This window comes from Bradyrhizobium sp. CCBAU 45389 (genome assembly GCF_028128625.1).
Taxonomy (GTDB): domain Bacteria; phylum Pseudomonadota; class Alphaproteobacteria; order Rhizobiales; family Xanthobacteraceae; genus Bradyrhizobium; species Bradyrhizobium liaoningense_B.
Window position 1 is genome coordinate 79026 of sequence record NZ_LBIY01000005.1, and the last position, 11517, is coordinate 90542.

Consider the following 11517-nt stretch of genomic DNA (forward strand, 5'->3'; position numbering starts at 1 on the left):
CAATCGTCATACATGGAGTGGTCGGACCTCTTGTGGCCAGCCGCAAGCCGTTGCGATCTTGCCGGCCCAAAACTTTGCGGACTCCTGATTGGAGACATTCACGACGGTGAAGCCACCGAGATACTCGGGGACATTGGAATACCGACCTTCGCCGAAGTGCAGTTCGCCGCTGGTCTCGTCGGCACTGAAAGCCTTGCTCAGGTCTTCATCTACTCCCGCGGCGAAGATGAGCACGCCCGCCTCCTTCATCTCCGCTACGACTGCCCTGACCAACCGCCCGCGGGACTGAAACCACTCTTCGGAGTGATCACCGACCCATTGCTGGTTGAAGTAGATAATGTAGTGCGTCATGTGATCTCCTGTTATCTGCGGCCCGAAGAACACGCTATCATCGGTATTTCGCATGTTCAGCTTCTGGCCCGGCTCGGACCTCCGGCGATGCTCGTTTGCGCGCTGCCTTCAGGAGCACAGCGCATATCAGGCCTGGCTGATCTGAGCCGCGCTTAGGACTTACAAGTACACGGCCCGGATTCCGTCACTTCGCAAACGATCGCGTCGGCGGCAGATGGAGCGCCCACGCGTCGACCTTGTCGCTGGCGCGCGGATAGATCTCGGTCACGATCGGATCGTGGCCGGGAATGAACCTGTCAGGGTGGCCGGCGAGGCGCTCGATCGTCTCCCAGCCCTGCGCCATGTCGCCGACATTGTAGACGATCGGGAATGGGCTGCGTCGCTGGAGATTGGCGTAGTAATGCGCGGCATCGGATGCGAGCACCACGGGCCCGCGCGCGGTCTCGACCTTCACCACCTGCAAGCCGTCGGAATGGCCGCCGACACGGTGCACGGTGACGCCGGGCGCGACCTCGCCGTCGCCCGAATAGAAGGTGACGCGCTCGCCATAGACATGGCGCACCATCTGCGTGACGTGCTCGACCGAGAACGGATGTCGCAGCAGTCCGTTGCACATGCAGCGCCCCGTCGCGTAAGCCATCTCGCGCTCCTGCAGATGGAAGCGCGCATTCGGGAAGCGGTCGAGATTGCCGGCATGGTCGTAATGCAGATGCGTCACGATGACGTCGCGAATGCTCGAAGCCGCGACGCCAAAGCGCTCCAGCGCATCGAGCGGATTGAGCGTCAGCTTGCGCGCCCGCGCGCTCGCCTCCTCGGCATTGAAGCCGGTATCGACCAGGATGTCGCGGCCGTGCCCTCGGATCAGCCAGACGAAATAGTCGAGATCCTGCGCCGCGCTGTCATGCGGATCGGGCGCCAGGAAGTTCATGCTGGGGGTGCGTGGCGACATCGTCGCATAGCGCAGCGCGTAGATTTCGTAGACGTTTCCCATGGCTCTTGGCTTTGCTTTTTTGTGAGGGGAGCTGAACGTGCGGACGCACCAAGCCATCGTCCGCCGCAAAGGTCAAACAGCCGGGGCTTGCTGCAATGTGAGACCAATCACATTTTCGTCGCCATGAGTCCCCCTAACATGACTGCTGCAACATGGCCGCTTGCCATGCCCAACCAGGTCGGGTCGAACCCAAACATGACAGCCCGTTCATTCCACTACCGGCATGCGTCTGCGTTGCGCTCAATCGTCGCGATAATGCCGAATCTCCAAGAGGTTGACGCCCCCTCCCCCCGGTTTGATAATGCCTGGAGCGTAAGTTAAGGTCGCCGCGGCGCAAGCTGGAACGGCGCCTTTTTGGCTGGACCGCGCTGATTATGAAAATTCGCTTCCTTTTCCTTCTCCCTTTGCTGGTTTCGCTCGTCCCGACTGCGCCATCGCTGGCGGCCGGCGACCGCTTTGCGCTGGTCATCGGCAACGCCAAATATCCGGATGCGGATGCTCCGCTGAAGGAACCGCTCAACGATGCGCGCGACATGGCCGACGAGCTCAAGCGCGACGGCTTCTCGGTCGAGATCGGCGAGAACCTGACCGGCGACGGCATGCGCCGCGCCTTCGACAAGCTCTATGGCAAGATCAAGCCGGGCTCGGTGGCGCTGGTATTCTTCAGCGGCTTCGGCATCCAGTCGGCGCGCCAGAGCTACATGCTGCCGGTCGATGCACAGATCTGGACCGAATCCGACGTGCGCCGCGACGGCTTCAGCCTGGAGACCGTGCTCGGCGAGCTCAACACGCGCGGCGCCGGCGTCAAGATCGCGCTGATCGATGCCTCCAGGCGCAACCCGTTCGAGCGCCGGTTCCGCAGCTTCTCGGCGGGTCTTACGCCCGTCATCGCGCCGAACGGCACGCTGGTGATGTATTCGGCAGCGCTGGCCTCGGTGGTCTCGGACGCCGGCGGCGACCACAGCCTGTTCGTGCAGGAACTGCTCAAGGAAATCCGCGTCCCCGACCTGATGGCCGAGGAGACGCTGAACCGCACCAAGATGGGCGTCACCCGCGCCTCGCGCGGCGAGCAGGTACCGTGGATCTCCTCCTCGCTGGCCGAGGATTTCTCCTTCATTCCGGGCGCCGCCGGGTCGCGCCCGACAACAACGACGACAACGACCCCGCCGCCTGCGCCGCCGGTCGTCGCCAACAACCCGCCGCCGGCACCACCCGCCCCGCCGTCACCGCCGGCGCCCGCGAAGCCGGCTGACACGGCTGCCGCGCCTGCCCCTCCTCCGCCACCGCCGCCCGCACCGGCTCCGTCACCGAAGCCGCAGGTCGAGGCGGCCCTGCCCCCGCCACCACCGCCGGCGAAACCGGCCGACCCCGCGCCCGCGCCGAACGCGGATAGCGGGCCGAGCGCGGCCGCCTTGGCCGAGGATCCCACCATCAAGGGCCTGACGGCCAAGATCGCGGCCAATCCTGACGATGTGAACGCGCTGTACCGGCGCGGCCAGGTCTATGCCAGCAAGGGGGCCTACAGCCTCGCCATCAAGGATTTCGACGACACGCTCCGGATCAACTCGAAGGATGTCGAGGCGCTGAACAACCGGTGCTGGACCCGCACCGTGGTCGGCGATCTCCAGGGCGCGCTGAAGGATTGCAACGAGGCGTTGCGGCTGCGGCCGAACTTCGTCGATGCGCTGGACAGCCGCGGGCTGGTCAATCTGAAGTCGGGCGCGGTCAAGAACGCGATCGCCGATTTCGATGCGGCCCTGAAGATCAACCCGCGCCTGACCTCCTCGCTCTACGGCCGCGGCCTCGCCAAGCAGCGCAACGGCTCCGCCCAGGAAGGCGCGCTTGATATTGCCAATGCCAAGGCGATGGATCCGAACATCGTTCAGGAATTCGCAAGCTACGGAGTACGCTAGTATTTTTTTGAGTTCAGGCAGCAGATGCCTCGAACCTTGGCGGCCCACGGAAGACTAACGGTCGGATGCCGCAGGCGGCCTTTCCCGGGGGGCCCCATTGCAGGAATTTTGGAACCGCGCGGGCACGCTGCGCAGGAGGGACTAGCTATGAGATTGGCTGCAAAGGGACTGACCGCAATCCTGTCCATCTTGGCCATCGGCGCGACACTGTCGCTGCCGGCCGCCCCCGCCTTCTCCGCCGATGACGGCAACAGCAAGAACGTCACCGAGGACGAGATCCTTCGCGCGCTGGCGCCGCCGGCGAAGAAGCCGCTGACCCGCGGCCTGTCGATGGCCCCGCAGGCCGATCCCGCGCCGAACGCGGCGGAGACCAAGCTGATCCAGTCCGTGCGCGGCCGCTCCACGCGCTCGCTGTCGTCGACCGAGCGCGAGGAGATCGCCTCAGTCGCCAAGGACAAGCCGAACATCGATCTCGAGATCACCTTCGACTACAACTCGGCCAATATCAGCGCCAAGTCGATGCCCTCGGTGCAGGCGCTCGGCCGCGCGCTGACCAGCCCCGACCTGAAAGGCTCGACCTTCGTGGTCGCCGGCCACACCGACGCCGCCGGCGGCGAGGCCTACAACCAGGACCTGTCGGAGCGCCGCGCGGATTCGATCAAGCGCTACCTGGTCGAGAAGTACAGCATCTCGGCGACCGACCTCGTCACCGTCGGCTATGGCAAGAGCAAGCTGAAGGATCCGAGCCAGCCCATGGCCGAGGTCAACCGCCGCGTGCAGGTGGTCAACATGGAAAACAAGACCACGGCCTCGAAGTAGGCGCGACGTAATCCTTTGCAGTGACCCGTCGTGATGTGGTGTAAAGTCTCGCGTCCAAAGCGCGTCCCGCAGCCTTGCGGGACGCTGCTTTATTTCAGGGAAATGCTCTTCATGGGCCTCGTGCGGACGGCCGTGAGCCAGGCCAGGATGATCCGGCGATGAACCTCTCCGAATACCTCAAGCCAGCCGGAACCGTGGCCTTCGTGGTGGCCCTCGGCGTCGGCTATTATCTGTTCGAGCATCGCCGCCGCCCCGAGGCGAAGGAGACGCCGAGCACGGCGCTCGTCATCGTGACGAAGTCGACCAATGCCTGCTTCTCCGATCTCGTCCGGGTGACCGGCTTCTTCGTGCCGCGCCGCGAGGCGGTGGTCGTTGCCGACCAGGAAGGCTCCAGGGTCACCGACGTCTTCGTCACTGAAGGTACTCTGGTCACCGACAACCAGGAACTCGCGCGCCTGACCGCGCCGCCGCAGATTCCGGGCCAGCCGCAGCGTCCGGGACCGCAAGGCCCCATTTCGCTGAAGGCGCCTGCGCCGGGTCTCGTCACCGAGGTGCGCACCATCGTCGGCGCGCCCGCGTCCCCGCAGGCCGGGCCGATGTTCCGCATCGCCGTCAACAACGAGATCGAGCTCGACGCTCAGGTTCCGGCGGTCCACATGACCAAGCTCAGCCCCGGCGCGACCGTGCGCATCAGCCGCGACGACGCGCCCGATCTGATCGGACGGGTGCGGCTGGTCGCGCCCGAGATCGACCGCACCACGCAGCTCGGCCGCGTCCGCATCAGCGTCACCAACAATCCCTCGCTGAAGGTCGGCGTGTTCGCCCGCGCCTCGATCGACGCCAAGCGAAGCTGCGGCGTCGCGGTCCCCAAGACCGCGATCGACCATCTCACCGTGCAGGTCGTCAAGGGCAACACGGTCGAGACGCGCAAGGTGCGGGTCGGGCTGTCGTCCGACACCGCGACGGAAATCCTGGAAGGGCTCGAGGTCGGCGAAATCGTCGTGGCCGACGCCGGCTCTTCGCTCCATGACGGCGACCAGATCAAGACCATGTTCGCCGATGAACTCGATCGCACGCGGGTACGCTGATGGCTCTCAATATTTCGGCATGGTCTATCCGTCATCCGCTGCCGTCGGTCGTCTTTTCGATCATCCTTCTGGTGCTCGGCTGGACCTCCTTCGTGAAGCTCGCGGTGACGCGGCTGCCCTCGGCCGACATTCCCGTGATCTCGGTCGCGGTGTCGCAGTTCGGCGCGGCGCCCGCCGAGCTTGAATCCCAGGTCACCAAGACCATTGAAGACGCCGTGTCCGGCGTCGAAGGCGTCAGGCACATCACCTCGCAGATCACCGACGGCCTGTCGCTGACCACCATCCAGTTCGCGCTGGAGACCAACACCGACCGCGCGCTCAACGACGTCAAGGACGCGGTGACGCGCGTGCGCTCGAACCTGCCGCAGAACGTCACCGAGCCGCTGATCCAGCGCGTCGACGTGATCGGCCTGCCGATCGTCACCTATGCCGCGATCTCGCCCGGCAAGACGCCGGAGCAGCTGTCCTATTTCGTCGACGACGTGGTCAAGCGCGCGCTGCAGGGCGTGCGCGGCGTCGCCCAGGTCGAGCGCATCGGCGGTGTCGAGCGCGAGATCCTGGTCTCGCTCGATCCCGACCGCCTGCAGGCGATGGGGCTGACCGCGGTCAATGTCAGCCAGAGCCTGCGCGGCACCAATGTCGACGTCGCCGGCGGCCGCGCCGAAATCGGCAAGAACGACCAGGCGATCCGCACGCTCGCCGGCGCCAAGACGCTGAGCGATCTCGCCGGCACCATGGTTCCACTGTTCGGCGGCGGCGAGGTGCGGCTGGACGATCTCGGCACCGTCACCGACACCATCGCCGACCGCCGCACCTTCGCCCGCTTCAATGGCGAGCCGGTGGTCGCGCTCGGCATCAAGCGCTCCAAGGGTGCCAGCGACGTGAAGGTCGCCGCCGCCGTGCAGAAGCGCATCGACGCGCTCAAGGCGGCCTATCCCGACGTCGACCTCAAGCTGATCGACACCTCGGTCGAATACACCAACGGCAATTACGAAGCGGCGATCTCGACCCTGTTCGAGGGTGCCATCCTCGCCGTCGTCATCGTGCTGCTGTTCCTGCGCGATCTGCGCGCCACCATCATCGCCGCGATCTCGCTGCCGCTGTCGATCTTCCCAGCGTTCTGGGCGATGGACCTGCTCGGCTTCTCGCTGAACCTCGTCAGCTTCCTCGCCATCACGCTGTCGACGGGCATTCTCGTCGACGACGCCATCGTCGAGATCGAGAACATCGTCCGGCACATGAACATGGGCAAATCGCCCTACCGTGCCGCGCTGGAAGCCGCCGACGAGATCGGCCTCGCGGTGATCGCGATCTCGCTCACCATCATCGCGATCTTCGCGCCGGCGAGCTTCATGTCGGGTATCGCCGGACAGTTCTTCAAGCAGTTCGGCATCACCGTCTCGGTGCAGGTGTTCTTCTCGCTGCTCGCCGCGCGCTTCGTCACGCCGGTGCTGGCCGCCTACTTCCTCAAGCATGGCCATCACGAGGAGCCGCCGCCCGGCCGCATCTTGCGATCCTATCATCGGATCGTCGCCTGGTCGGTGAAGCACTATTTCATCACGGTGCTGATCGGCTTCGGCATCTTCGCCGCCTCGATCTGGAGCATCACGCTGCTGCCGCAGGGCTTCCTGCCCGCACAGGACAGCGCGCGCTCGCTGCTGGCGCTCGAGCTGCCGCCCGGCACCCAGCTCGCCTACACCGAGAAGGTCACCGAGGACATCGTCGCGCGGCTGCGCAAGCGGCCGGAGGTGAAGAGCATCTTCGTCGACGGCGGCCGCGTTCCGCCCGGCACCCAGGAAGTCCGGCGCGCCGCCCTGATCATCAACTACACGCCCAAGGCCGATCGCGACATCACCCAGCGCGAGCTGGAATTCTCGATCAGCCAGGAGCTGGAGAACATTCCGGACATCCGTTTCTGGTTCCTCGACGAGAACGGCCTGCGCGCGATCTCGCTGGTCGTGACCGGCGTCGACGCCAACATCGTCAACAACGTCGCCAGCGAGCTCGCGACGCAGATGAAGCGGATTCCGACCATCTCCAACGTGATCTCGGAGACCACGCTGGAGCGGCCCGAGCTGCGCATCGAGCCGCGCGCCGATCTCGCCGCGCGCCTCGGCGTCTCCACCGAAAGCCTGTCGCAGACCATCCGCGTCGCCACCATCGGCGACGTCGGGCCGGCGCTCGCGAAGTTCGACGTCGGCGACCGCCTGGTGCCGATCCGCGTGCAACTCGAGGACGCCGCGCGCGGCAATCTGAAGACGCTCGAGCAATTGCGCGTGCCGCTCGGCGAGCGCGGCGAGAAGGGCGGCGTGCCGCTCTCGGTGATCGCCGACGTCAAGCTCGACCAGGGCCCGACCAGCATCAACCGCTACGACCGCGAGCGGCAGGCGACCGTCGCGGCCGATCTCGTCGGCTCCGCCGCGCTCGGCGACGCCACCAAGAAGATCTACGACCTGCCCGTGATGAAGACCTTGCCCAAGAGCGTGAAGGTCTCACCCTCGGGCGACGCCGAAAGCCTGAACGAGCTGTCCGACGGCTTCGCCACCGCGATCACGGCGGGCCTGATGATGGTCTATGCGGTGCTGGTGCTGCTGTTCGGCACCTTCCTGCAGCCGATCACCATCCTGTTCTCGCTGCCGCTCTCGATCGGCGGCGCGATCGCGGCCCTGCTGATCACCGGCAAGCAGCTTACGACACCGGTGTGGATCGGCATCCTGATGCTGATGGGCATCGTCACCAAGAACGCGATCATGCTGGTGGAGTTCGCGATCGAAGCGATCCGCGACGGCAAGCCGCGCGAGGAAGCGATGATCGATGCCGGCATGAAGCGCGCCCGCCCGATCGTGATGACCACGATCGCCATGGCCGCCGGCATGATGCCGAGCGCGCTCGCGGTCGGTGCCGGCGGCGAGTTCCGCTCGCCGATGGCGCTCGCCGTGATCGGCGGCCTGATCTTCTCGACTATCCTGTCGCTGGTGTTCGTGCCCGCGATGTTCATGGTGATGGACGACCTCGGCGCCCTGATCTGGCGCTTTGGCAAGCGGCTGATCGTGCACAGCGAGGATGCGGAGACCGGCGACCATCACGGAGCTGCGCCTGCGGGACCGGCGCCGAAGAACATCGTGCACCCAGCGGCGGAGTAGGCTTCGCACGATGGGCGGCCATGTGCCGCCCGTGCCCGCGGTCTGAGTTACTGACGTTGCATTACGTGCGAAGCAGCCTGGCCGCCCTACTCGTTCCGCGCGATCGCGGTCAGCTTGGTCATGTTCCGCAGCAGGATCCGGCCGCGCTGGAGATCGAGGATCGCGTCCTTGCGCCAGGCCTGGAGCTGGCGGTTGACGCTCTCGCGGGCGGCGCCGACGAAGACGCCGAGCTGCTCCTGCGAGATGTGCACCTCGGAGCCGAAATCGGCGGCGAGCGCGCAGAGCCGCCGCGCGAGGCGCACCGGCAGCGGCTGCAGCATGGACTCTTCCATGCGCTCGCTTTGCCAGCGGATGCGCTGGCACAGCAGCGCGATGATCTTGATCGCGACCTTGGGCTCGCGCTCGAGGAAGCCGAGAAAGTCTTCGCGCCGCAGTACGAACAATTCGCTGACCTCGCCCGCGGTCGCATCCGCGGTACGGTTCTGGCCGTCCAGCACCGCGACCTCACCGAACAGGTCGCCCGGCCCCATGAAATTCAGCGTCAGCCGGCTGCCGTCGGAGGCGCCGGTCTCGATGCGGACCTGGCCGCGGCGCACCCCGAACAGCGCGTCCCCGGGATCGCCCTTCTGGAACAGCACCTCGCCATTCGCCAGATGCTGGGTGTGGCAGAGATTGGACAGCCGCTGGAGCTCGTCCGCGCCGAGATCGGCGAACATCGGGTTCATCTTCAGGATGACCGCAAATTCGGCCTGTTTGCTCATTTCAACGTCCTTGTGAATTTGCGTGTCAATTTCACCGGCAAATCGCTTGGAACCATCGTCTTCAGGATCGCGTAAAACCGCGCCGGAGAAGTGTGTCATAAGTCACATAACTTTGCAGCACCCCCTGACTATTTTTGACCGCTTGGAGCCGCTTCCCGTCCGGGGATAAACTCACGCGCAAGGGACGGGTGAGCGGCCGGATTCGGCGCCGTTGGTCCGTCGTTGGAAAGTCGACATGAGAGCAGTGAAATTCGCCGGCGCCGCGGTCGCCGCTATCATCATCGTGATCGCGCTTCTGCTCGTGGTCGGAATCCCCTCGGGCTTCCTGACCTCGACGATTGCCTCGCGGGTCGAGAGCGCGACCGGCTACCGCCTGTCGATCGACGGCACCACGAAGATCAGCCTGTGGCCGACGCTGAACGTCACGCTGAACGACCTCACGCTCCAGGACCCCAAGGACCGCAGCGGCATCACGCGTCTGACGGTGGACAGCGTGCAGGCCGACATGTCGCTCTCCAGCGTGTGGTCGGGAACCCCTGAGATCAGAGAGCTCGTCGTCACCCATCCCGTACTCTATCAGCCGCTGCTGCGTGAGCGCCTGCCGAACGCCGGCGCCGCGTCGAAGCCGATCGCGCTCGACACCGCCGGGGCGACCATCAACCGCATCAAGGTCACGGACGGCGAGGTCGCATTCGCGCGCGTGCGCGACCGCGTCGAGGGCCGCATCAGTGCCATCAACGCCGACGCCGTCGTCGGCCGCGACCGCAAGGTCGACATCACCGGCACCGCGCGGGTCGGCGATCACCCGACCAAGTTCGACATCAAGGCGACGGCGCCGACGCCGCCGGCCGAGCGGCCGACCATTCCGGTGGATTTCGCCATCGACATGCCTGACGTGCTGAAGTCCCAGCTCACCGGCCACGCCGAGATGCGGCTCAACGGCGACGTCGTGATGATCAACGGCGTGAGCGGCAAGCTCGGCGACGGCGCCTTCAACGGCTGGGCCTCGGTCGACATCGCAAGCAAGCCGCTGGTCAAGGTCGATCTCGATTTCCAGCGCCTCGCGATCCCGCTGGCAAAAACGCCTGACGGTGCGTCGGGACAGCCCTGGAGCAATGCGCCGATCGACGTGTCCGGGCTCAATTACGTCGATGCGCAAGTGAGGATCTCCGCGAGCGAGGCCGTGATCGGCGATGCGCGCATCGCGCCGCTGGCGCTCGACGCAAAGCTCGCCGGAGGCGTGCTGAAGGCCGGCACCGCCAATCTCGGTGCCTATGGCGGCCAAGTCTCGGGCGAGGTGATCCTGGATGCGACCACCGGCGCGCCGAGCTTTGCCATGCATTCCGACCTCGTCGGCGTGCGCGCGCTGCCGCTGCTCCAGGGGCTCGCCGAATTCGACCGGATCGACGGCAAGCTGCAGGCCAAGCTCGCCCTGCGCAGCGCCGGCACCAGCCAGCGCGCGCTGATGGCCAACATGCAGGGCACGGCCTTCGTCAATTTCCAGGACGGCGCCATCCGCGGCATCAATGTCGCGCAGATGATCCGCTCGCTGACGACGGGCACGCTGTCCGGCTGGCAAGGAAACCAGGACCCCAGCCAGGAGCAGAGCACGGATCTGTCGCAGCTCTCGGCCTCCTTCCGCATCGACAAGGGGCAGGCGGTGACGACCGATCTCAATCTGATCGGGCCGCTGGTGCGCGTCACCGGCGCCGGCACCATCGCGCTCGACACCAAGATGATGGGCTTTCGCGTCGAACCCAAGCTGGTGATGACGACCGAAGGCCAGGGCCGCACCTCCGACCCGGTCGGCTTCGGCATCCCCGTGATGATCCAGGGCAGCTGGTCGCAGCCGAAGATCTACCCCGACATGGCCGGCATGCTCGACAATCCCGAGGCCGCCTATGCCAAGCTGCGCGAGATGGGCAAGGGCCTGTTCGGACCTGATGGCGCCGGGCTCGGCAATATTTTGGGAAGCCTGGGTCTCGGCGGCGCCACCGCGCCGGGCGGCAATGCAACCGGCAATACCAATCCGCAAGCGCAGCAACCGGGGCAGAACAATCTGCTCGGCGGCCCCTTGGGCGAGGCGATCGGCAATCTGATCCAGCAGGGGCTTTCCAGTGGCGCCGGAACAGGCACTAGCGCCGCGACGGGCACCGGGCGCAGTCGCAGCCTGCCGGCAACGCCATCGACGCCGGCACCGCAGGCCTCGCCCACGCCCCCCGCCCAGGAGGAGCCGCCGGTGGCGCAGCAGGACAGCCAGCCGATGAACGACGTTCTGCGGCAGCTCTTCAATCGATGATGTCACGCCAATCCGCTTACATCGCCTTCCCCGTCCGCTGCTTCCTCCGAACGGATCAGTCTGCGACAATTCACCACCCTTCGGCCCGTCCCCGCGTCCACAACGGGTAACCACACCGGCGGTCCACCCGTCCGCCGGCCCAAATTGTGCTA

8 protein-coding genes are annotated in these 11517 nt (G+C 65.9%); 5 read left to right on the forward strand and 3 right to left on the reverse strand.

Annotated elements, in window-relative coordinates:
- Positions 1-6: 6 nt before the first annotated feature.
- Both XH79_RS04425 and XH79_RS04430 read right to left on the reverse strand, forming a co-directional pair.
- Positions 7-351 (reverse strand): YciI family protein, encoded by a 345-nt coding sequence (locus XH79_RS04425; RefSeq protein ID WP_271580836.1) that lies wholly within the window; start codon positions 349-351, stop codon positions 7-9.
- A 184-nt stretch (positions 352-535) separates the two neighbouring features.
- Positions 536-1342, reverse strand: a complete 807-nt coding sequence (locus tag XH79_RS04430; protein ID WP_271580837.1) for an N-acyl homoserine lactonase family protein — start codon at positions 1340-1342, stop codon at positions 536-538.
- Between the two features lie 374 nt (positions 1343-1716).
- Between XH79_RS04430 and XH79_RS04435 the strand changes: the two genes are divergently transcribed.
- From XH79_RS04435 to XH79_RS04450, 4 genes are all read left to right on the forward strand, one after another.
- Complete coding sequence (locus tag XH79_RS04435) at positions 1717-3255, forward strand: caspase family protein (RefSeq protein WP_271580838.1); 1539 nt, start codon at positions 1717-1719, stop codon at positions 3253-3255.
- A gap of 147 nt (positions 3256-3402) precedes the next feature.
- A complete protein-coding gene (locus XH79_RS04440) occupies positions 3403-4074 on the forward strand; it encodes an OmpA family protein (RefSeq protein WP_212347230.1) in 672 nt (223 codons plus the stop codon).
- Between the two features lie 158 nt (positions 4075-4232).
- Positions 4233-5162 (forward strand): efflux RND transporter periplasmic adaptor subunit, encoded by a 930-nt coding sequence (locus tag XH79_RS04445; RefSeq protein WP_212347227.1) that lies wholly within the window; start codon positions 4233-4235, stop codon positions 5160-5162.
- Entirely contained in the window at positions 5162-8305 is a 3144-nt protein-coding gene (locus XH79_RS04450; RefSeq protein ID WP_212347224.1) for an efflux RND transporter permease subunit, read from the forward strand. The genes XH79_RS04445 and XH79_RS04450 overlap by 1 nt, the downstream gene beginning before the upstream one ends.
- 86 nt (positions 8306-8391) lie before the next feature.
- Here XH79_RS04450 and XH79_RS04455 read toward each other — a convergent pair whose 3' ends face one another.
- A complete protein-coding gene (locus XH79_RS04455) occupies positions 8392-9066 on the reverse strand; it encodes a Crp/Fnr family transcriptional regulator (RefSeq protein ID WP_212347221.1) in 675 nt (224 codons plus the stop codon).
- 235 nt (positions 9067-9301) lie between these two features.
- Between XH79_RS04455 and XH79_RS04460 the strand changes: the two genes are divergently transcribed.
- On the forward strand, positions 9302-11365 hold the full coding sequence (locus XH79_RS04460) for an AsmA family protein (RefSeq protein ID WP_271580839.1): 2064 nt from the start codon (positions 9302-9304) through the stop codon (positions 11363-11365).
- Positions 11366-11517 lie beyond the last annotated feature (152 nt).